Source organism: Actinomadura sp. 21ATH (assembly GCF_041951345.1).
Classification (GTDB): domain Bacteria; phylum Actinomycetota; class Actinomycetes; order Streptosporangiales; family Streptosporangiaceae; genus Spirillospora.
In genome coordinates, this window is sequence record NZ_JBGNUR010000009.1 from 25,658 (window position 1) to 47,439 (window position 21,782).

Below are 21,782 nucleotides of genomic sequence, written 5' to 3' on the forward strand. Positions count from 1 at the left end.
GCCGATCCGCGCGCGGGCACGAGGGGGGGTCGGACGGCGTGCGCGCCGGCGGGCGGCCGGCGGCCGCCGGCCGCGCTCCGCTGCGTCCCGTTCCCGCAGGGCCCGCCGGTGAGCGGGGAGGGCCGGGAATCGCGCTCGCCGGGCGAGGTCCTGGGGCGGCGGCCTGGCCCGCCCGGCGTCCCGGTACGGGTACTGGGAGCCGCTCCGGCGGCCCGGGTCCGCTCGTGCCCGCGCCGCGATCCAGTCCTCCGGCGAGTTCCCCGGGCGGCCCGGCCGTGCCGGTGGGACGGCCGCCCACACCGCCCGTCAAGGCATCCGCCGACACCGGGGGCGCGCCGTCCGGCCCCCGGGGGGTCACCTCGGAGGATGCCGCCGCGGCGCCTCCGGCCACCGGCACGCGCGTCCCGCCAAGGCGAACAGAGCCGAGCGCTCGTCCGTCCGGGCGTCTGAGCGGTCCGCCCCTCGCGGCGGCCGCGGCCGGACCGGCGGGGGCCGTCGCCCCAGCGGCGGTGCCGCGCCCGGACGGGCACGCGACCGGTACGCCGGCCCCCAGGCCGGCCGGGCCACTGGACCTGGCGGCCGAACCGCCACCGGGCGCACGGGGGACGGCCGGGCTCGGCACCAAGGACCGCGGGGTTGGACCACCGGTGGCCGCCGGCATCGCACCCATGGTCGCCGCACGTTCCACGGTCCGCTCCACAGCATCGGAGGGGCAGGAGCCGCGCGGCCCGGCACGGCCCGCCGTCCCCGGGGCAGCGCCGGCCATCAGGCCGCCGTCCGCCGACGGGACGGACCGTCCAGGGCAGGGCGGCCGGGACGCGGCCGCTCACGATGGGGCGCATCCTCGCCGGGTGGCGCCGGCCGGGCACGCGGCGGACCGGGCACAGGCCACCGTGACGTACGCGGGCCCGGGGCGGCCGCGACCGCCGGTGGCTCCGGAACCGGCCGCCCGGCGGGACGCTCCGCGCCCCATGCCGACCGCGCCGCGCGAGCAGGCCGCGCCGCCGCTCGCCGCCGCCATGCCGCCCATACCGGCCGCCGCGGCCCCGGCGCCGGCCCGCGTGAGCATCGAGATCGGCACGGTGCGGATCTCGATGCCCACGCCGGCGCCCGCCGCGCCGCCGCCCGCACCCCGCTCCACGCCGCCTCGGCCGCACGCCATCGACCCCGGCCTGCCGCTGCGCGAAGGGAGGCGGTGAGCGGTGGGCGCCCTGTTCGACAACCTGCACGATGTGGCACAGGTGCTCGCGGAGCACATCCGCGAGAAGACCGGCGTCCAGGACGTCCAGCCCGGTGCGCCCCGCGACGTGACCGCGACCACCGAGCCGGCCGCGCGGATCACGCTGCTCTACACCACGCCGCAGCCCGGGCACCGCAATGATCCCGCCGAACCGGCCGGCGGCGGCCTGCGCCCGCCGCCGCTGTCCCTGTCGTGCTTCTACCTCGTGACCACCTCGGGGGCCGACGCCGAAGACCCGGTCGCGGCGTACCACGCCCTCGGCCAGATCATGACGCTCTACCACGACGTGCCCGTCCTGCGGCTGCCGCTGTCGGAGGGCCCGGGGTCGCCGCCCGGGGTGTTCACCGACCTCGGCGAGGGCGAGCTGTCGGTGTGCCAGACGCAGATCACGCTCGACCAGGTCGACAAGGTCTGGACGCCGATGAGCGGCCGGCTCCAGCCATGGGCGCTCTTCGAGGTCGCCCCGGTGCAGCTCGTCTCGCGCGCCGCGGACACCGTCCCTCGACCGCCCGTGCGCCCCGGCGGGATCGTGCTGGGCGCACGGGCCGGGCAGCGGCCCGTGCTGGTCCAGGTGACGCCGCGGCCCGGCCGCCCGCGGGGCCGGGTCCGGCTGGACGTCGCGTCCGCGAGCCGGCTCGGCGAGGTCTGGGTCGGCGGAACGCACATCGTCGCGGGCGATCCCGCGCTCACGCTCGGGCCGGCGGGGGCCGCGACCGCCGCCGCGGTACTCGACCTCGGCGTCGGCGGGCCGGCCGACCTCGGGCCGGGAACGCACCGGCTGACCGTCGCCGCGGCCGGGCTGGCCGGCCGGACCGGCTCGCTGCTGCTCGCCGACGGCACCGCCGGCCTCGATGCTCCGGCCGAGCCGGTGCACGACCCGGCCACGGCCCTGCCCCTGACCGGCGGCGGGCTCGGCTGGATCCAGGAGGTGCTGGCGTGGCCGGACCGCGGCGTCGCCGCCCCCAGCGAACTGCGCACCCTGGCCTTCGACCCCGGAGACGACGCGAACCTCACCGTGCGCGTGGCCGGTGGCCTCGACCTGCTCCACGGCCCGATCTCGACATGGCGGCTCGCGGGCCGCCTCGCCGACCGGACCTACACGCCGTACATCGTGCTGGAGCTGAGGCGATGAGCGGCATCGACCTCATGCGCGAGGCGGCCCTGCTCGCCGCCGCCTGCCACCTCGCCGAACCGGCCGGCCAGGTGCCGGCCGCGGACGCCGGCTGGAGCGCCCAGCCCCAGGCGCGGGCGGAACTCGGCCGCCGGCTGGAGGCGCACGAGCGGGCGCCCGACCCGATCCGGCGGCGGCTCATGGAGGACCTGGGCCTGCCCGCGCCCGCGTACTGGCTCGTCATGCTCTGCGCCGCGGCCGAGCTGTACCCGGAGGCGGCCGCGGCGGTCAGCCTGCTCACCGAGGACGCCCGCCAGCAGCTGCCCACTCCGACGGTCCTCGCGAGGTTGCTGCGCGGGATCCGCGGGACACCGTACCGGCAGGCGCTCGCGGCGGCACTCGGCGGCGGCCGCGCCCGCGGGCTGGAGCTCGTCGAGGCGCAGGAGACGCCGGCCGGGGTACCGCACAGCCAGCAGCCGCTGCGGCTCACCGCCGCCGAACTCGAGGCGCTCACCGGCGAGGACGACCCGGGCGCGGCCGCCGGCGCGGACCCGCGGGAGGCCGGCCGGGCCGGCCCCGGCCGGCTCGGGCCCGAGGGCCTCGGCCTGGAGGGCTTCGAGGCCGTCGTCGTTCCGGCACAGCCGGTCACCGGCTTCGGCGCGGAGGTCGTGCGGCCGGCGCAGCGGCTGCTCGAGCGGCGCGGGCTGCTCGTCCTGCGCGGCGGCTCGCGGCGCGGCCGCCGCCAGCTGGCATGCGATCTGGCCGGCGATCGCGCCCGCGCCGCCGCGCTGGTGACGGTCGCCCGGCGGCCCGAACAGCCGGTCCAGCTCCCCGGCGCCGCCCGGCTGGCCCGCGCCGCGGCCCGCTCGGGAGGCGCCCTCGTCGCGATCGACCTGCACCCGCCGGACGTCGTGCATCCCGGTGTCCTGGACACGCTGCGCCGGTGCGCGCGAGCGACGCCCGGCCTGGTCGTCCTCGTGGACGAGAGCGCGGACGTCGCCGATCTCCCCGTCGTGGACGCACCGGCCGTGGATCATCCCGCGGCCCGGCGGATCTGGTCGGCCGTGCTGCCCGAGCCGCAGGCGGAGGCCATGGCGGCGCGGTTCCGGGTCGGGATCGACGAGGCGCTGGCGGCCGTCCGGGAGGTCGCCGACCTGCTGGACGGCGCCTCTCCCGCGCCGCCCCCATCGCCGGCGGACGACGGGGCGCCCCGCGAGGGCCCGCCGGCCGACGGCCGCCTCGGCCTGCTCGCGCAACGGGTCCGGGCCCAGGGCGCCCGGCGGATGGGGCGCTATGTGAGCGTCGTGACGAGCGACGCCCGGCTCGCCGACCTCGTCGTCTCCGAGCCGCTGGCCGTCCAGATCCGGGAGATCATCGGCTGGCAGCGCGGCGGCCGGCGGGTCCGCTGGGACATGGCGCTCGGCGCCGGCGACCCCGTCGGTACCGGGCTCACCTGCCTGTTCTCCGGCAAGTCCGGTACGGGCAAGACGTTCGCGGCGCGCTGCCTCGCCGGCGAACTCGGGCTGAACCTGTACCGGATCGATCTCAGCCAGGTCGTGTCCAAGTACATCGGCGAGACCGAGAAGGCGCTCGCGCAGATCTTCGACGAGGTCGAGGCCGGGCACGGGCTGCTTCTCTTCGACGAGGCGGACGCCCTGTTCGGGCGCCGGTCCGAGGTCAAGGACGCCCACGACCGGTACGCCAACATCGAGGTCGGCTACCTGCTGCAGCGGCTGGAGGCCTACGACGGCATCGCGATCCTCACGACGAACCTGCAGGGGAACATGGACGCCGCGTTCGTCCGCCGGCTGCGGTTCATCCTGCACTTCCCCGCGCCCGACCGGGACCTGCGGCGCCGGCTCTGGGAGCGGTCGCTGCCCGGGCGGCGGTGGCGCGAGGGCGATCTGCGGCTCGACGTGCTCGCCGACCGGTTCCAGCTGAGCGGCGGCGCGATCCACAACATCGGCCTCGCGGCGGCGCACCTGGCGGCCGCGACGCCGTCCGGCCGGATCACCCTGGCGCACCTGGCCCGGGCGACCCAGCGCGAGCTGCTCAAGGTCGGACGTCCCGCCGACGACGCCGCGTTCGGCCGGCTCGTCGGCACGCACACCGAGGAGTCCGCACCGGCCGGCCCCCGGAAGGGAGGCCCCGGATGAACGCCCTTCCCGGCGCCCGGCCGCCTGACGTCGCGCTGCGCATCGACCGGATCGCCGTCGAGATCGGCCGCGACCAGCGCGCCGAACAGGTCGAGGAGACGGTCCGCACGGCGCTGGCCCTGCTCGCCGGGCGCCTCGGCCAGGCTCCGCTCGGGCTCGCGGACCGCGCACCGTCCCTGGTCCTGGACCTGCTGGACCTCGGGCCGGTCGATCCCGGCTGGCCGGCCGGTCCCGGTGCCGCCGACCGGCTCGCCGACGCGCTCTACCGCGGGCTGCTGGACGGACTTCGGGGAGGCCCGCATGGCCGTTGAACTGAACTACGTGCGGGCGGCGTTCATCGCCTACGAGCCGGGCGGGTACCCCGACCGGCGCCGGGTGATCCCCTTCCGCGTCAACCCGGAGAGCCTGTCCCGCACGGTCGCCGCCGAGGGCGGGCAGCGCCCGGCCGGGGTCGAGAGCGGCCGCGGCGCGACGCCGCCGGCCTCCGGAGAGGCGCCCGCGGACGCCGCCGCGGCGGCGGTCAAGCACAGCTTCACCGTGCAGATCCGGCTCGACTTCGCCGACCGCGACCCGGCGCTGACGAACCTCGATGAGCAGTACGGCATAGCACCGGACATCGCGGCCGTCGAGGACCTCATGTACCCCGCCCAGACCGACGCGGACGCCAGTTCCGACGGCACCGAGGCGGTGCGCGCCGCCAGCCCCCGGCCCACCGTGCTGCTCGTCTGGGGCCGCAAGCGGGTGCTGCCCGTGCGGATCACCGCCCTGAAGATCGAGGAGTCGGTCTTCAATACCGAGCTGCATCCGGTGCGCGCCGAGCTGGAGGCCTCGCTGGAGGTGCTCGGCGAGGCCGAGGCGCAGGCCGACCTCGCGGTGCGCTCGGCGCTGGACGACCTCGGCGCGCGGCGCCGTGAACTGGCCCGCATGTACTACGACAACACGGCGGCGCAGGGCTCGAACATCCTGCCGCTGTGACCGACGACCGAAACGAAGGAAAGGAGAACCGCGTGATCGACCGGCGCAGCCGGTACACCGGCACCGCGGTGCTCACCGCGGACGACGGGCGGGGCGGCACCGAGCAGGTCCTCGACCTGCGCGCGGCCGCGGGCACGGCGAGCGTGCTCAGCGTCGTCGTCACCGACGCCGACCGCCTGGACCTGCTCGCGTTCCGCTACTACCGCGACCCGACGAGGTTCTGGCGGATCTGCGACGCCGCCACCGACCTCGACCCCTTCGACGTGCTCGTGCCGGGCCGCCCGGTCCGCGTCCCTCCGGACAAGTAGCCGGCCATGCCATCGCCGCGGATCAACGTCCTCGTCGCCGGGACCGCCCTGCCGCCGACGGTCCTGGCGCGGCTCACGCGCGCCGAGGTGCGCGAGAGCGACTGCGACCCGAGCGTCCTGGCGCTGCGGTTCTCGCTCGTGCAGCGGGCGGACGGCGAGTTCGGCCCGCTCGACGACGCGCTCTTCGAGCCCGGCGCCGCGATCGCCTTGGAGATCGAGCCGCCGGGCGGGCTGCTGCGGCGCGTCTTCGACGGGTTCTGTACCCATCTGCGCCCGCACTTCGAGAGCGCCGCGGAGAACGCGTACCTGGAGATCCTGGCGATGGACGCCGCCGTCGTCCTCGACGCGCAGGAACGGGTCGCCGCCTGGCCGAACGCCAGGGACAGCGATGTCGTCGGCCAGATCCTGTCCGGTTACCGGATCACCGTACGGGCCGACGAGACCCCGGTACAGCACGACGACGACCGGCAACGGCTGACCCAGCGCGCGACCGACTGGCGGTTCCTGCAGTTCCTGGCCCGCCGCAACGGGATGCGCTTCTGGCTGGAGTACGACCAGGACTCCCGCCGCCTCGTCGGCCACTTCACGGCGCCGGACGTCGGTGGCGCGCCCCAGCCGGACGTCACGCTCCTCCAAGAGGACGCCTGCCTCACCTGGGCCGACGTCCAGTTCCTGGCCACCGGGCCGGTCACCGTGGCCGGTGCCGCCATCGACCCGCTCGCCAAGCGCGTGGTCCGCGCCGCCGGGGACCCGGCCCGCGAGGTCATGGGCGGGCAGGACGCCGCCGGCGCCGTGTCGTCCGGGCTCACCGCGGCCGGTGCGGGCGCGGCGACCGCCGTCCTCGCCGCGCCGCCGCCTCTCGACGAGGCGCTCGGCGCGGCCGCGACGGCCGCGACCGACGACGCGCGGTTCCTCGTCGAGCTGCGGGCCGAGCTCGACCCCGCGCTCTACCGCGGGCTGCTGCGCGCGCGCCGGCCGGTGCTGGTCCGCGGTGTCGGGCGGCGCTTCTCCGGCGTCTACTACGTGCAGGCGGTGCGCACCACGATGGAAGAGGGGCGGCTTCTGCAGACGTTCGTGGCGCTGCGCAACGCCACCGGGCAGAGCGGGCAGGAACCCTTCGGCCGGTCCGCCGAGGAGGTGCCCGCCACGTGAGCCCGTACGGTCCCGGCGGCGCGGCCCATGACCCGGCGGCCAGCCGCGCCCAGGAAGGTGACTGGCCGCTCGCCCGGTTCTACGGCAAGTACCACGGCGTCGTCACCGACACCGACGACCCGCTGAAGATCGGCCGCATCAGGGCGAAGGTCCCGGCGGTCCTCGGCGAGGACGTCGACACCGGCTGGGCGCTGCCGTGCCTGCCGGCGGGTGGCGCCAAGGACAGCGGCCTGCTCTTCCTTCCCGGGACCGGGGCGACGGTGTGGGTGGAGTTCGCCGCCGGGGACGTGTCCCAGCCGATCTGGAGCGGGTGCTTCTACGGCGCGCCGAGCAGTACCGGCGGGGCCGACGACCTGGGCACGCGGAGCGGGGCCGAGACGCCGCGGGCCGATGGCCGCGACCCCTCGCCGGCCCGCTGGGTGGTGCGCACCGCGGGCGGTCACGAGCTGACCTTCGACGACGACGGCGAGGTGGTGCTGCTCAGGAACGCCAACGAGAAGACGTCGGTGCGCTTCGAGCGGGACGGCACGGTCGTGGTCACCGCCGAGAAGATCAGGCTGGGGTCGGCGGCGGCGGAGAAGGTCGTGCTCGGCGACACCTTCGCGCGGTTCTTCAACGCCCACACCCATCCGACCGGTGTCGGCCCGTCCGGCCCGCCGGCTCAGCCGATGTCGTCCGGCCAGCTGTCGGCCAAGGTCACGACGGAGTGATAGGAGCGAAAAGGACGGTGACGACCATGGTCCTGAATCCCTCGGCCTTGTCGAGCGGCCTGCGCGACGGCTGGCTGCCCGGCGCCGGCGGGCCCTACCCGGGCGGCCCGCGGGAGTCCGGGGACGCCTTCGCCGGCGCGGTGAGCGGCTGGTTCGCCGCCGCGGTCGCCGGGCCCCATCCGTGCTCGACCGCGGCGGCCCGCCGCCCCCAACTCGCCGCGGCCGCCGCGGCCGCTTTCGGCGCCGGGCAGGCGCCCGCGGCCGGCGCGCTCCTCGCGACCGCGCTGACCGCCTACATGTCCGGCCAGGTCTTCGGCCCCGGTGCCGCCTCGCCGCCGGCCGGGACGGCCGCCGCCCAGGCCCTGCTCACGGCCGTGTTCGCCGACCTCGGCGCCGGCACCGCGAGCCGCGCCGACCGGATCGCCCAGGCCACGTGGGCGCTGGCGCTGACGGCGGTCGTGGTGTTCCCGCCCGTGGTCTCACCCCCGGTCCCGGTGACGTGATGGCGTTCGTCCATCAGCCGTTCAAGCTGCGCGACGAGCGCGGCGCGATCGCGGTCGTCGACGACGCCGACCGGCATCTGCGCGACAAGGTGCTCGCCGTGCTGTTCACCGCCCCCGGAGAGCGGGTGAACAACCCCCGGTTCGGGGTGGGCCTGAACCGGATGGTCTTCGAGCGGCTCGACGAGCTCACCGCGGCCGCCGTCGAGTTCCGCATCGCCGAGGGCATCCGGCGCGAGCTCGGCGCCGAGGCGGAGGTGGGCTCGGTCGACGTGCAGGCCGGCCCGCAGGACGGCGAGCTCGTCGTGACGATCGGCTACATCCGCCGGGCCGACCGCTCGGCGCGCACCCTGGAGATCGCGCTGTGACCGCCCTGACGTGGGACGGCGGCCACCTCGACGGCACACCGTGGCAGGGCATCCGCTACCTGTCGATCACGGTCGAGCCGGGCGCCGCCCCGCCCGTCGTCCTGGTGGCCCATCTCAACCAGGCGGTCGGGTCGCTGCGGGCCGACCAGGTGCGCGTCGGCGGTGGCCGGCGGCTGCCGCCGCCCGCCCACCGCGTGCGCCTCGACCCGGCCGTGGCACCGCGCGAAGTGCGGGTCGAGTTCGACGGCTGGGGCGACCACTCGCCGTACACCCTCACCCTCACCGACGGCGGCGGCGCACCGCTGCACCCCTTCCACGCCACGGCGGCGTTCCGTTTCACCGTCGACTGCCCCTGCGGCGACTGCCGGCCGGACGACGCGCGGGCCGCCGCGCGGCCCGCGCTGCCGCCTGCGGTGGATCTGCTCACCAAGGACTACAACGGCTTCGTCGCCCTGCTCACGGACTGGGTACGGGTGCACGACCCGGACGTCACCGACCTCTCCCCCGCCACCTTCGAGCGCATGCTCCTGGAATCGCTGGCCTGGGTCGGCGACCTGACGAGCTACTACCAGGACAGGGTCGCCGCCGAGGCGTTCATCGACACGTCCACCCAGCGCTTCTCTCTGCGCCAGCACGCCGCGCTGCTGGGGCAGCGGCTGGACGACGGGCGCGCCGCGAGCACCGTGCTCGCCGTGGACCCGGCGGTGTCCGGCTTCGTCCCGGCCGGGCTCACGGTCCGGATGCCCACCGGCCCGGACGAGGTACCGGTCGCGTTCACGGTGGTCGAGCGCACCGCGGTGGCGGCCGAGCACGCCGCCGGCCGGCTCGTCGTCGCCGCCTTCCCCGGCGCCGGCGACGCACTGCTGCCCGCGGGCGCGCGCAGCGTGCTCGTGCTCGGCCACGACGCGCACCTGGCGGCCGGCGACCGGCTCGCCCTCGTGCAAGGCGCGTTCTGGCAGCTGGTCACCGTCGACCGGCCCGCCGAGCGCTTCGCCGAGCCGGGCTGGGTCGCCGACCCCGCGGACGGCTTCGACCCGGCGGCCGACCCGCCGACCCCGGTGACCCGGATCAGCTGGGCCGAGCCCCTCGCCCGGCCGCTGGCGCCGTGGGCCGCGCCGCCGCTGCGCCTGTACGCCAACCTCGTCGACGCCCGCGCCGGGCTGCCCCGGAAGGCGACCAGCGCGGCCGGGGGCCCGCCGGCCGGGCCGGTGGCGCTCGCCTTCGACGACGGCTCGGCGGTGACCGTGCGCAGCGGTACCGGCTCGCTCCAGCTGCGCTCGCTCCGGGTCCCGGAGTGGCCGGTGGCCCACGACGACCTGCCGGACGGGCGGGGAACCGCGCCCGCCGTCCAGGTCACCGTGTCGGGACGGCCCTGGACCCAGGTCGAGCATCTGCACGCGTCGCGCTCGTACGACCTGCACTTCACCGCGCAGACCGATGAGGACGGCGCGGTCTGGCTCGGTTTCGGGGACGGCGTCAACGGGCACGAGGTCGCGCTCGACGCGCCGGGCGTGCCGGCGGCGCAGCTCGACGTCGCCTACCGGATCGCCGCTCCGGGGACCGGCGACGTGGGCCTCGGCACCCTGACCCGGATCGTGCCGCCGGAGACCGGGACCGACGAGGAGATCACCCTGCACGCGCTCGGCGATGTCCACGTCCTGAACGTGACTCCCGGGCTCGGCTCGCGGCCGCCGGCGTCACTGGACCGCATCCGGCAGGACGTCCCCGCCGCTCTGCACCACGGTGACCTGCAGCGGGCGGTCGCGCTCGACGACTACGCGCGGGTGGCGACGCAGGTGCCCGGGGTGGGCCGGGCGACCGCGCGCAGGGCCGGCGGCCCGTTCGACACCGTGACCGTGCTCGTCGATCCGCAGGGATCGGCGGACCTCGGCGACACGTTGTGCGCGGCGGTCGACGAGCGGCTGGACCGGATGCGGATGGCCGGCCGCGAGCACGTCGTTCGGGCGGCGCACTACGTGCCGCTGGAGGTGTCGCTGGAGGTGTGCGCCGCGCCCGGCACCCCACCGGACGCCGTACGGGGACGGGTGCTGGCGGAGCTGCGGCCCGGCGGGGGCGACCGGCCCGGCTGGTTCCACCCCGACCGCCTGAGCTTCGGCGACGCCGTCCGGCTCGGCGACCTCATCGCCTTCGTCCATGGGATCCCCGGGGCACGGGCCGTCAAGGCGCTGCGCTTCCGGCCGCTCGGCGACGCCTCCGGGCCCGCCGTCCGGGACGTCGTCACGCTGGGGCGGGGCGCGGTGGCCCGGCTGGACGCCGACCCCGACTTCCCCGAGCACGGCACCCTCGAGGTGCTCGTCCTCGGCCTGGACGCCGACGCCGAGCCGCTCGTCGTGGACGCCGGGCCGCCGCCGGGAGGGAACCGATGAGCCGCCCGCCCCGCCCGCACCCGGCCAGGTCCCCCGGAGGATCGCGGACCGGCGCCGGGGACCGCCTCGACTACCTGCCGCTGGAGTACGCGGACCTGCTCGACCTGCAGCGCCGCGTCGCCGTGCGCGCACTCGGCCGCGGCACCGACCAGGGCCTCGATGTCGCGGACACGTTCATGCAGCTGTCCGCGCTGGTCGGCCACGTGCTGGCGGTGTACCAGCGGCGGTTCGCCCGTGAGGCGTTCATCGGCACCGCCCAGGCGCCGTCCAGCCTGGTCCGGCACGCGCACCGGCTCGGCGGCGAGCCGGACCCCGGCCTCGCGGCGTCCGGGTACGTCGTGCTGTTCACCAAGCCCGGGGTCAGCGGCACGGTCGCGGCGGGCCAGCCGCTGGCCAGCGTGCCGGCCGGCCAGGAGCGGGCGCAGGACTACGAGACCGGCGAGGACGTCCCGGTCGACTCCGCGCTCGACGCGGTGCGGCCGGTGCACGCGACCCGGCCGCAGCGGGTCGCCGCCGGCGACACGTCCCTCCGGCTGTCGGGCGTGGGGCTCGGGCTGGAGGCGGGCGACGAGGTCGTGCTCATCGGACCGTCGTGGCAGGGGCTCGTCGTCGACGCGGCCGAGGAGGTCCCGGACGCGGGCGGGCAGACCGTCGTCCGGTTCCGCCAGGGCATCACCGCCCCGATCGCCGTGCCCGGCGGCACCGGGACCGGCGGCGCCGCGAAGACCGGTCCGCTGGTCGCCGCCCGGCCGTCGGTCCGCACCCGCTCCTTCGGCGCGGGTGCCGATCCGGTTTTCTACCCGCCGAACGCCGTCCGCACCTCCACCGATGTCGAGGGCACCACCGAGCCGCGCTGGTGGTTCACCGTCTCGCGCACCGACCAGGCGGCCTACCGCGACGATGACGTCTACCTCGCCGACCGGCTCCGGCGGCCGCTCGGCGCGGACTGGGTGCTGCGGTCCACCGGTGCCGGGCGCACGGTGTTCCGGGTCGCCGACGAGGGCCTGGCGACCGTCGTCCTCAACCGGTTCGAGCAGGTCGACGTCACACCCCAGGTCGTGACGGTCACGCCCAGGGACGGCGGCTTCGTCACCAGCGTCGGTCCCGCGGAGACCAGGCGGTTCGTCCCGTCGACCGGGCACGTGTCGGACACCGTCACCGTCCTCCGCCTCGCCGAACAGGGGGGACGCCTCCTCGCCCGGGCCGCGCAGCCGCTGGAGACGACGTGGCTGACCGGCTGGCAGGTGCGGGCACCGCTCGCGGTCGCCGTCCCCAACCCCGAACCCCTCACCCGGCCGCTGGTGCTTCCCGGGCTGCTCGGCGCGCTCACCCCCGGCCGCCTGGTGGTCTTCGGCGACCCGCTGACCGGGGACGCCCAGGTCGTCCGGCTGCGGCGGGTGGAGCTCGACGAGGCCGGCGGCACGACCAGGGTCGAGTGGGACCCGCTCACCCCCGAGCCTTCGCGGCCGTGGACGCTCGACCGGCTCGTGGTGCACGGCAACGTCGCGCCCGTCTCGCACGGGCGCACGGTGCGCGAGCGGCTGGCGGACTCCGACGGGGTCACCCCGTTCCAGCGGACGGCGCTGCGGGAGTCTCCACTGACCCACCTGCCCGGCGCCGCGGGAGCGCTGCCCCAGCTGGAGGTCCGGGTCGCCGGGGTGCGCTGGACGGCGGTCCCCGACTTCGCCGGCAGCGGCCCGGACGACCGGCACTACCGCGTCGGCAGCGACGCGGAGGGGGTGACCACGGTCGTGTTCGGCGACGGGCGCACCGGCGCCGTCCCGCCCGCGGGAGCGGGCATCGAGGCGACCTACCGCGTGGGCCGCGGCGTCGCCGGCAACGTGGCCGCCGGCCGGCTCGGCCGGATCAAGCGCGCGCACCCGCTGCTCGACCACGTCGTCAACCTGACGCCGGTGACCGGCGGTACCGAGCCGGCCGCGCCGGACGACGTGCGCGCGCAGGCCACCCGCCGGATCCGCACGTTCGACCGCGCGGTCTCGGTGGCCGACCTCGCCGACCTCGCCCTGACGATGCCCGGCATCGCGCGCGCCGCCGCCCGATGGGACCAGCGGCTCGGCGCCGTCCTCGTCGTCGCGACCGCGCAGGGCGACCCGCCGAACCCGATGCCCGCGGTGCGGGCGTTCCTCGACGCCCGCCGGGACACCGGGGTCCGGCTGACCCTGCGCGGCCCGCGGCCGCACGACCTGGCCATCGCCGTCCACGTCGAGGCGGCGCCCGAGTGGCTTCCCGAGGCGGTCACCGCGGCCGTCCGCGCGGCCCTCACCGGCCGCTTCTCGTTCCCCGCGCAGCAGCTCGGCGCGCCCGGCTTCATCAGCGAGGTGCACGCTCTGCTCGACGCCCTGCCGGGCGTCGTCGCGGCCCAGGTGAGCCGATTCGCGACGCTCGGCCGCACGGGGGCGGCCGACGCGGTCCGGCCGGCCCCCGAAGGCTGGCTGCGGCTGCTGCCGCGCAACCTCGCCGTCACCATCACCGGGAGGCCACGGTGACGAACGGTCCCGACCTGCCCTTCCCCGCCGGCCTGCTCGCCGAGGCGCTGGCCGACCACCCGTACGACCCGGACGTCGCCGCGGACCTCGCGTCCCGGCTCTTCCGCGCGCTCCCGGCGATGTACCAGGTGCCGGACCTGCCGCCGCAGGGGCGCGGCGAGCTGCTGCGCATGCTCGCGGTGCTGGCCGCGCCGCTGGCGGCCGTGCGGCAGAGCGTGCAGGAGCTGCACGCCGACCTCTTCGTCGACACCGCCGACGACGCGATGGTGCCCTACCTCGCGCAGATGGTCGGTACGGCGCTGGCCTTCCCGGACGCGGCCTCGAACCGCCGTGACGTGCGCGGCACGGTGGGCTGGCGGCGGCGCAAGGGGACGCCCGCGGCGCTGGAGGAGATGGCCGGCGAGCTGACCGGGCACGCCGTGGTCCTCCAGGAGGGCTGGAAGCGGGTGCAGGTCGCCCAGGACCTCAACCTGCTCCGGCCGGAGCGCATCAGCGTGGACGTGCGCCCGGCGGTCGTCGCGGAGCGGAGCTCCGGACCGCTCGACGCGCTCGCGCACACCGCCGACGTCCGGGCGGTCGGCGCGCGGACCGGGCGGCGGCACCCGCGGCACGTGGCGCACTGGCTGTTCCCGACGCTGACCTTCCCGCTCGCCGCGGCCACCCCGCTGGAGCTGACCGCGCCGAACGGCGAGCCGCGGTTCGCCGCCGACCCGCTCGGCGCGCGGCACGCGATCCGGGCGCGCCGCCCGACCGGCGACCGGCGCCCGTTCACCGACCGGATCCCCGAGCGGCACTTCGCCGCCGACCCCGGCCGCTGGTTCGGTGCCGACGGCGGGTTCACGGTGTACCTGTGCGGCGTCGCGGCGGCCGTGGCCGTCCCGCCCGGCCCGGTGCCCGGCGCGGACCGGACGGCCTCGACCTGGCCGGCGGCGCGCGCCCTCGCGCAGGGCGCCGCGACGCTGACGCTGCTGGACCGGCCGACCCGCGGGTGGCGCGGGCCGCTCCGGGTGGAGCTGGGCCTGTCGACCGTATCGGCGGACCGGGCGGACCCGGCGGCGTGGCGCGTGACGCCGGCGAACTCGTTCGCCCAGCGGGCGTTCCTCGACCTCGACGCCTCCGGCGTCGTGCAGTCCGCCAGCACCGCCGACCCCGACCCGGGCGGTGTCCGCGTCGTGCTGCTGCGGCTGTCCACGCCCGACGGGGCCGGCCGCTTCTTCCCCGGCGCCACCGTGGCGATCGAGGGGGGCGGCGCCGCGGCGGGCACCGCCAGCACCGACACCGGCCTGGCCCAGGAGGGGTTCCTCACCGGGGCGCTGCATGTGCGGGTGCCGCCGGTCCAGGTGCACGGCGAGTGGTACGCGGCGATCGCCCTCGACGGCAGCCTGTACCGGATCGCCGATGACGGCGGGCCGATCGACCATCCCGTCCGGGACGGTGAGTACCGTCTCGCGCCGTCCGCGGTCGCCGCGACCGGGCCCGGGGCCGCGTGGCCGCCGACGCCCCCGCGCGCGGAGCCGGCCATGCTGAACCGGGCCCCCGCGCCGGGGCGCGGCCCCGCGGTGCTGCACGGCCTCCGGGCGGTCCGCCGGGCCGGCGGCTATACCGACGCCGCGGCGTCCGCGCGGTGCGCGCTGGCCTTCGCGCTGCGGCTGGAGCGTCCCGGCGGCGCGGAATTCCGGCCGTTCCAGCGCCTGGCCTGGACCGGGCCCGACCCGGCCGGCGCCACCTGGACGGCACTGGACGACGCGGGCCTGGACCTGCCCGCCGCCCGGATCGCGGCCCGGGCGGAAGAGATCGCCCGGCTGGCGCGCGACGAGGCCGGCCGGAGCGCGCTCGCGGTGCGGTTCGAGTCGTCCTCGCCGGGTGCCTCGTCCTGGCCGGCCGAGGTGGCCTGGACGACCGACGACGGCCGCACCGTGCTCGTGCACCTGCCGCAGTTCGACACCGCAGCCATCGCGGCCGGGGACCCCTGGCCCACCGACCCGGCCTACACCCAGGCGGCCGAGCCCGTCCGGGTCGGCGCGGACGGATCCACGTGGGCGGGCGGGTCGACCGTGCTGAAGCGGATGTCCCTCCACGACATCGCGCCGATCGCGGGACCGGTCGCGCTGCGCCGGCGCCGGGTACGGCGGCGGGTGCTGTGCGGCTGGGACGCCGAGGACCCCGCGGCGTCGCCGCCGCTGCTGCTCGCGCCGGTCGCCCCCGGCCACCTGGACGTCGATGTCGCCCGCGGGCTGTTCGCGCTGAACGCCACCGAGGCGCCGCGGCCGTGGCCGCAGGGCCCGGCCGGCGGCCCGCCGGCCCCGGGGCCCATCACGGTCGGTTTCGAGGACGGCGCCACGATGCATCTCGGTGCCCTGCCCGCCGCCCGCGAGCCGGTCCTCGACCGCCGCCTCGCCCGGCCCACCCGGCTCGTCTGCGGCGGCGGCGTGCTGCATCGCGACGCCCCGCCGGACTGGCACGGCATCCCCCGCTACCCCACGCTCACCGCGGCGCTGGAGGCCGTCTCCGCCACCTGGGCGGCCCTCACCGGGGACCGGCACGGCGCCGTGCACGAGGAGGTCGTCCAGTTCGAGGACGACGCCACCTACAGCGGCGAGGCCCCGCGCTGGCCGCGCGGTCCGGCCGACCCGGTGGCGCACGCGACCTCGTCCCTGCGGCTGACCGTGCAGGCGGCGGAGCGGCAGCGCCCGACCGTGCTCGTCGACCCGGTCGCCGGCTGGGCCGACCCGGAGGCGCCCGTGGCGTACGACCGGGTCGCGCTCTGCGGGATCGCGCTCGGCGGCGCGGACTGGACCGGCCTGAGGGTACCGCCGTGCCGCGAGTTCCTGCTGGAGCTGACGACCGTGCTGCACGCCGAGAACACCATCGCCTGCACGGCTCCCGGCGACGGCGGCGCCGTCACCGTGCGGCTCAGCCGGGCCGCCGGGCTGCGGCTCGCCGGGCCCGGCGTGCTCGACGTCGAGGACAGCGTCGTGGACGCCGCGCGGGGACTCGCGGTCGACGTCCCGGCGGGCCGGGCCCGGCTCACCCGGGTGTCGGTCGGCGGCACCGTCGCGGTCCGGGAGCTGGACGCGGACACGACGATCTTCGACGGCGACGTCGCCGTGCAGGACCGGTTCCACGGCTGCGTCCGGTACAGCCGCGCGACGAGCGCCTCGACGCTGCCGCGGACGCACCGGGTCGTCTTCGACGTCCCGCTGCGGATCGTCTCGCGCGACCGCCGCGACCCGGCTTGGTGGCGGCTGGGCGAGGACTGCGACCCCGCGATCAGCGCGGGCGCCGAGGACGGCGGTGAGCTGGGCGCCTTCGCGTCGGCCAAGCTGACCGCCCGCCTCGCGGGCTTCCGGCGGCGTCTGGCGGAGTTCACCCCGGCCGGCCTGGTGACCGGCATCGTAAGGATCGGCTGAGGAGGCGGCGTGTACGGGGATTTCTCGCGGGGCCACGAACCGGACCGGGCGCGCGGACGCGGCTACCGGCGGGTCCTGCTCCAACAGGGCCGCCCGGTGCTCGACAGCGACATGGCGGCCGGGGCCGACGCGCTCCTGCACGAGATCAGGGCCTCGACCGAGGCGCTCGGCTGCGGCGCCGGCAGCTCCGACCTCGGCCATCTGGTCACCCCCGGCCGGCTCGTCACGGTGTTCGCCCGGGGCCGCCGGGACATGCGGGTGCTGGAGGGCGGCCCGGACGCGCGGGTCGACTTCAGGCACCGGTTCGCCGAGCGCTATCCCGCGCTGCGCCTGGCGGCGCCGTCCGGGCCGGTCCGGGTGCGGATCCCGGCCGTCGAGCCGCTCACCGAGGGGGCCGGCGAGGTCCGCCTCACGCTGTGGGCGCGGGCGGAGGCGCCGGTGACGGTCACCGTCAACGGCGTCTCCGTGCCTGTCTCGCCGGCGGCGGACGGCCCGGTGCCGGTCACGTTCACGGCGGCCGGCACGGCGCACGGTTCCATCGAGCTGGGCCTGGCCTCCGGCGAGGTGTGGCTGTTCCTGCTGGAGCGGTCCCAGCCGTTCGGGGCGAACGGCGGCTTCGCGGTCGCCGGCGGCACCTACCAGGTCGACGGCCTCGTCGTGCGTACCCGCGGCGGCGACTTCCCCGAGGTGACCTTCCCGGCGGCCGAGGGGTTCGACTGGCAGGGCGGCTCCCCGGCGCCGCCGCCGCTGCAGGGACTCACCTGGGCACCGGAGGCGAACGAGCGCGCGGTCGCCTACCTGGAGGTATGGGAGCGGCTCGTCACCCCGGTCGAGGACCCCGGCATCCGCGAGGTCGCGCTCGGGCCGACCGACACCTGCGTGCGCACCGAGCTCATCGGCCAGGTGAAGCTCGCCGAGGTGTCCCCCTCGATCCCGGTGCCCGGCCAGGCCGGGACGATCCTGGAGGCGTTCGGCGCGGTCGAGCCGTCCGGTGGCGAGCTCGAGGTGACGGTGCCGCGGGGCGGGGCGGCCACGGACCCGTGCGCGCTGCCGGAGGCCGACGGCTACTCCGGCGACGACAACCGGCTCTACCGGATCGAGGTGCACCGCGGCGGGCCGCCGGCGCAGGTCAGGTTCAAGTGGTCACGGGACAACGGCGGCGAGCTGTTCCCGGCCACCCTGTCGTCCGGCGGCGATCTGGTGCTCGACGCCGCGACCCCGCTCGCCGCCGGGGACCTCGTCGAGGTGCTGAGCGGCGTCATCGACCTCGGCGACGACGTCCACGCGAAGGTGACGCCCGCCGCGTTCGTGCCGGCCCGGCGGGCGGTCGGCCAGCTCGGCCAGCTCGTCGAGGTACCGGTCCAGGACGGCGACACCCTGCGCTTCCGGCTCGCCGAGGCCCGGGACGCCAGCGTGCCGGTGGCGCTCGACGGCCGGTACGGCGTCCCGGCCCGCGCCCGGCTCAAGCTGCGCCGCTGGCACGGCGTGCTCGACCCGCGGGAGCTCGCCGGCGGCGGCACGCCGACGGGCGGCCCGTACGTGCTCGAGGACGGCGTCACCGTCACCCTGCCCAGCGGCGGCACCTATCGCCCGGGCGACTACTGGCAGTACCAGGCCCGCGCCGGCACCGCGTCGCCGGAACCCTGGCGGCGCCGCCCGCACGGACCGGCCCGCCGCTTCGTCCCGCTGGCCCTGCTGCGGGCACCGGAGCCGCCGGGTCCGGGCACCCGCCCGGAACGCCCGTGGGAGCTCGTCGCCTGGCTCGACGAGCGGTTCGACCGGCTGTGCGGCCTCAACGCCGACGGCGTCGGCTTCGACGGCGACCGGGTCGGCGGTCGCGGCGATACCGTGCAGGAGGCCTTGGAGGAGCTCTACGAGCGGCTGCCGCCGGCGCTCACCTGGCCGACCGTGACCGAGCTGAACTGGCGCAACGACCGCCCGCTGCCGATGTCGCAGTTCACCGAGGGCCTGCGGGTGGAGTTCTCCGAGGAGATGCATCCGGGGACCGCGAGCACATCGTCCTTCGTCGTGACCCTGGAAGTCCCGCATTGGGAGAACGAGCAGGTCACGTACCCGCTCATCGTGGACGGCGCGGTGAGCGCCACCGGCCGCACCTGGACGTTCACGCCGACGGGCGTGAGCCCGCAGCAGGTCGGCGAGTGGGTGGCCTCGCTCGGCGGCGGTGTCCGGTGCCGGGTCCGGCTCGCCGCCGACGTGATCCTCGACCGCGGCGGGACCCGCCCGCTGGACGGCGCGGCGGCCGGGACGGTCCGTGACGACGGCTACGAGACCTACGTCGACCTGCGGCTGCCGTCCGGCGGCGGCGGCCCCGGCAGGGACTTCCACAGCTGGTTCTTCATCGACGGTCCGCCCGCCCTGGTACGGGTCGAGTCGGTGTTCCCGGCCGACGCCGAGAGGATCACCGGGGCCGCCCGGCTGGGCGCCGTCCTGGTGACGTTCAGCGGGGCGGTGCGGTTCGACACGCTGACCCCGCTATCCATGGGGCTCTACATGCGGCGGGAGGAGGAGGACGGCGTCGGCGAGCCGGTGCCGGGCACGATCCGGCCCTACCCCTTCGAGCCCGACCCGCACCTGGTCTCTCGAGTGAGCTTCGCACCCGACGATCCCGCTCTGCTGCAGCCCGAACCGGGCGCCCACAGCAGCCCGATGGTGTTCACGCTGCAACTCGTAGGCACCGGCGACGATCCCGTGCTCGACGCGGAGGGCAGGGCACTGGACGGCGCGGGGATCGGCGAGCCGTCCGAGTTCGTGTCCCATTTCATCGTCGAGAGGGAGGTGCAGTAGCCGATGGAGCCGCTCGGCGCACTGGACGACGCCGCCGCCCGGTACGCCCGGGCGGTGGCGGCCGCGGTCGCGTCTGCCGCCCCCGACGACGTCGTCGGGACCTACCTCTACGGGTCCGGCGCGACCGGCCGCTTCGTGCCCGGCCGCAGCGATGTCGACCTCGCGGTGGTCCTGCGGGACTTCGTCGGGCCCGACCGCGGCCGCGACCTGCTCGCCGAGGCGACCGCGGTGCGTCGGCCCCGGTCGGTCAAGGGGCTGGATCTGTGGGTACTCCCGCGGGCCGAGGCCCGCCGGCCCCGGCCCGACCCGCGGTACGTCGGATGGGCGCTGACGGCGATCGACAGCGAGCTGGTCGGCGGACCGGACCGGCCCGGGGACGCCCGGCTGGTCCTGCTGTTCGCGATGTGCCGACAGCACGCGATCGCCCTCACGGGCCCGCCGCCGGGCACCCTGTTCGCCGACGTCGACCCGTCATGGGTCGTCGACGCGATGCGGGTCGACCTGCGGATGTCCGGCCCGGCCGGCTGGTACCGGGTGCTCAACGCGTGCCGCACCCTGCACTACCTCGACACCGGCCGGTTGTGCGACCGGTCGGCCGGCGCCGGTTGGGCCCGCGGCCGCGTGCGGGACGAGGCGCTCCTCGACGACGCGCTCACCTGGCATGAGACCGGCCATGGCCCGGCCATGGACCCGCGGCGCGTCGGCGCGTTCGTCGAGCCCGTGCTCGCCCGCCTCGAGGCCCGGGCCGATACCGCCGCCCCGCGCGGCGTCCCGGCCGTCGAGGCGAAGCCGCGGATCACGATCGTCGACGATCCCCCGCTGGTCAGCTGCGTGCTGCGCGCGCCCGACCAGCCGGAGCTGCTGGCCCTGGCGGTCAGGCACTTCGGCCGGCAGTGCTGGCCCCAGCGCGAGCTTCTCGTGCTGGCGCCGTCGTTCGGCGCCGCCGCGGAGGCGCTGGCCGGCGACGAGCGGGTCCGCACGGTCGTCCTGCCGCCGCACGAGTCCGCGGAATGGGCCGGGTACGCGCTGCAGGAGGCCGCGGGGCCGATCGTGGCCACCTGGGACGCCGCCACCTGGTACGCGCCCGACCGGCTCAGGCAGCAGGTGACCGAGCTGCTGGCGGCCAGCGCGCAGCGGGTCGTCGCGCCGTCCGTGCTGGGGTACGACCCGCGGAACCGGCAGGTCCGCACCCTCCGCGACCTGGCCACGCTCGAGGACGTCAGCCTCTGCGCCCGCCGGCACGCGTGGGACCAGTTCGGCACCGCCGCGCTTCGCGGTGAACGCGGCGACATCGCCGTCCGGGTGGGACCGGTTTCCGCGGACGGCGCCGAGCCCGCCGCGCCGGCGGACGTCGCCGCGCTGCTCGGCAGCGAGCTCGGGACCTACGCGACCGCGGTGATGACGGCGTCGGCGCCGGCCCGCTGGCTGCCGGCGGTGTCGTGCCTCATGCCCACCTACAACCGCCGCGGGTTCGTCGCCCGGGCCATCCGCTACTTCGCCCGGCAGGACTACGCGAACCGCGAGCTCGTCATCCTCGACGACGGCGAGGACGCCGTGGCGGACCTCGTCCCGCGGGACGACTCCTCGATCCGCTACATGCGGCTCGACGGGCGGGCCACGATCGGGCGCAAGCGCCAGCTCGCCTGCGAGGCGGCGGACGGCGACGTCCTGGTGCAGTGGGACGACGACGACTGGTACGGCGCCACCCGGCTCAGCCGCCAGGTGGCCCCGCTCGCCGCCGGGACGGCCGACATCGCGGGGATCCTCAAGGGCTACCTCATGGACGTGCCGACCTTCCGGTTCTTCAAAGGCGGACCCCCGCTGCACGAGGGCGACCTGCACGCCTCGATCGTCGCCGGCACGCTGGCGTTCACGCGGTCCGCCTGGCGCAGCACCGGCGGCTATCCGGACCGCTCCATCGGCGAGGAGGTCGCGCTGCTGCGCGCCGTCCTGGAGCGGGGCGGCCGGGTCGCCCCGATCGTCAACGACGGCATGTACATCTGCGTGCGGCATCAGGCGAACTCGTGGCGGCTCTACTACGACGGCCGGCGCGGACCGTCGGGCTGGACCGAGATGCCGCCACCGGAGTTCCTGCCCGCCGACGACCTCGCCTTCTACCGGGACCTGCACGGCTGAACCCTCACCGCTTCGCG

The 21,782-nt window shown here is 76.9% G+C and carries 15 protein-coding genes; all 15 read left to right on the plus strand.

Annotation, left to right across the window (positions count from 1 at the left end; all coding sequences use genetic code 11):
• The first annotated feature begins 971 nt into the window (after window positions 1-971).
• The 15 genes from ACA361_RS24920 to ACA361_RS24990 are packed head-to-tail and all read left to right on the plus strand — an operon-like array spanning window position 972 to window position 21,765.
• A complete protein-coding gene (locus ACA361_RS24920; RefSeq protein WP_375015561.1) occupies window positions 972-1,199 on the plus strand; it encodes a hypothetical protein in 228 nt (75 codons plus the stop codon).
• Between the two features lie 3 nt (window positions 1,200-1,202).
• Window positions 1,203-2,372: a Pvc16 family protein gene (locus tag ACA361_RS24925; RefSeq protein WP_375015563.1), complete on the plus strand. Its 1,170-nt coding sequence runs from the start codon at window positions 1,203-1,205 to the stop codon at window positions 2,370-2,372.
• The gene (locus tag ACA361_RS24930) at window positions 2,369-4,507 is read left to right on the plus strand and encodes an ATP-binding protein (protein ID WP_375015565.1); all 2,139 of its coding nucleotides are present in this window, start codon (window positions 2,369-2,371) and stop codon (window positions 4,505-4,507) included. Before ACA361_RS24925 ends, ACA361_RS24930 begins: the two co-directional genes overlap by 4 nt.
• Window positions 4,504-4,818, plus strand: coding sequence for a hypothetical protein (locus ACA361_RS24935; RefSeq protein WP_375015567.1), 315 nt, complete (start codon window positions 4,504-4,506; stop codon window positions 4,816-4,818). Before ACA361_RS24930 ends, ACA361_RS24935 begins: the two co-directional genes overlap by 4 nt.
• Complete coding sequence (locus ACA361_RS24940; RefSeq protein WP_375015569.1) at window positions 4,808-5,482, plus strand: hypothetical protein; 675 nt, start codon at window positions 4,808-4,810, stop codon at window positions 5,480-5,482. The genes ACA361_RS24935 and ACA361_RS24940 overlap by 11 nt, the downstream gene beginning before the upstream one ends.
• Entirely contained in the window at window positions 5,479-5,790 is a 312-nt protein-coding gene (locus ACA361_RS24945; RefSeq protein WP_375015571.1) for a hypothetical protein, read from the plus strand. Before ACA361_RS24940 ends, ACA361_RS24945 begins: the two co-directional genes overlap by 4 nt.
• A gap of 6 nt (window positions 5,791-5,796) precedes the next feature.
• Window positions 5,797-6,942, plus strand: a complete 1,146-nt coding sequence (locus ACA361_RS24950; RefSeq protein ID WP_375015573.1) for a hypothetical protein — start codon at window positions 5,797-5,799, stop codon at window positions 6,940-6,942.
• A complete protein-coding gene (locus ACA361_RS24955) occupies window positions 6,939-7,652 on the plus strand; it encodes a phage baseplate assembly protein V (RefSeq protein WP_375015575.1) in 714 nt (237 codons plus the stop codon). Before ACA361_RS24950 ends, ACA361_RS24955 begins: the two co-directional genes overlap by 4 nt.
• A gap of 26 nt (window positions 7,653-7,678) precedes the next feature.
• Window positions 7,679-8,155 (plus strand): hypothetical protein, encoded by a 477-nt coding sequence (locus tag ACA361_RS24960; RefSeq protein WP_375015578.1) that lies wholly within the window; start codon window positions 7,679-7,681, stop codon window positions 8,153-8,155.
• Entirely contained in the window at window positions 8,155-8,520 is a 366-nt protein-coding gene (locus ACA361_RS24965; RefSeq protein WP_375015580.1) for a GPW/gp25 family protein, read from the plus strand. Before ACA361_RS24960 ends, ACA361_RS24965 begins: the two co-directional genes overlap by 1 nt.
• Window positions 8,517-10,907 (plus strand): hypothetical protein, encoded by a 2,391-nt coding sequence (locus ACA361_RS24970; protein WP_375015583.1) that lies wholly within the window; start codon window positions 8,517-8,519, stop codon window positions 10,905-10,907. The genes ACA361_RS24965 and ACA361_RS24970 overlap by 4 nt, the downstream gene beginning before the upstream one ends.
• Complete coding sequence (locus tag ACA361_RS24975) at window positions 10,904-13,414, plus strand: putative baseplate assembly protein (RefSeq protein WP_375015585.1); 2,511 nt, start codon at window positions 10,904-10,906, stop codon at window positions 13,412-13,414. Before ACA361_RS24970 ends, ACA361_RS24975 begins: the two co-directional genes overlap by 4 nt.
• Window positions 13,411-16,824: a phage tail protein gene (locus tag ACA361_RS24980; RefSeq protein WP_375015587.1), complete on the plus strand. Its 3,414-nt coding sequence runs from the start codon at window positions 13,411-13,413 to the stop codon at window positions 16,822-16,824. The genes ACA361_RS24975 and ACA361_RS24980 overlap by 4 nt, the downstream gene beginning before the upstream one ends.
• Window positions 16,825-16,833: 9 nt before the next feature.
• Window positions 16,834-19,629, plus strand: coding sequence for a DUF6519 domain-containing protein (locus ACA361_RS24985; protein ID WP_375015589.1), 2,796 nt, complete (start codon window positions 16,834-16,836; stop codon window positions 19,627-19,629).
• A 3-nt stretch (window positions 19,630-19,632) separates the two neighbouring features.
• Entirely contained in the window at window positions 19,633-21,765 is a 2,133-nt protein-coding gene (locus ACA361_RS24990) for a glycosyltransferase (RefSeq protein WP_375015591.1), read from the plus strand.
• The last annotated feature ends 17 nt before the right edge of the window (window positions 21,766-21,782 follow it).

Coding starts and splice junctions, on each gene's coding strand:
- ACA361_RS24960 (WP_375015578.1), top strand. CDS start 7,679: ATGGTCCTGAATCCCTCGGCCTTGTCGAGCGGCCTGCGCGACGGCTGG.
- ACA361_RS24965 (WP_375015580.1), top strand. CDS start 8,155: ATGGCGTTCGTCCATCAGCCGTTCAAGCTGCGCGACGAGCGCGGCGCG.
- ACA361_RS24990 (WP_375015591.1), top strand. CDS start 19,633: ATGGAGCCGCTCGGCGCACTGGACGACGCCGCCGCCCGGTACGCCCGG.
- ACA361_RS24930 (WP_375015565.1), top strand. CDS start 2,369: ATGAGCGGCATCGACCTCATGCGCGAGGCGGCCCTGCTCGCCGCCGCC.
- ACA361_RS24920 (WP_375015561.1), top strand. CDS start 972: ATGCCGACCGCGCCGCGCGAGCAGGCCGCGCCGCCGCTCGCCGCCGCC.
- ACA361_RS24950 (WP_375015573.1), top strand. CDS start 5,797: ATGCCATCGCCGCGGATCAACGTCCTCGTCGCCGGGACCGCCCTGCCG.
- ACA361_RS24940 (WP_375015569.1), top strand. CDS start 4,808: ATGGCCGTTGAACTGAACTACGTGCGGGCGGCGTTCATCGCCTACGAG.
- ACA361_RS24935 (WP_375015567.1), top strand. CDS start 4,504: ATGAACGCCCTTCCCGGCGCCCGGCCGCCTGACGTCGCGCTGCGCATC.
- ACA361_RS24975 (WP_375015585.1), top strand. CDS start 10,904: ATGAGCCGCCCGCCCCGCCCGCACCCGGCCAGGTCCCCCGGAGGATCG.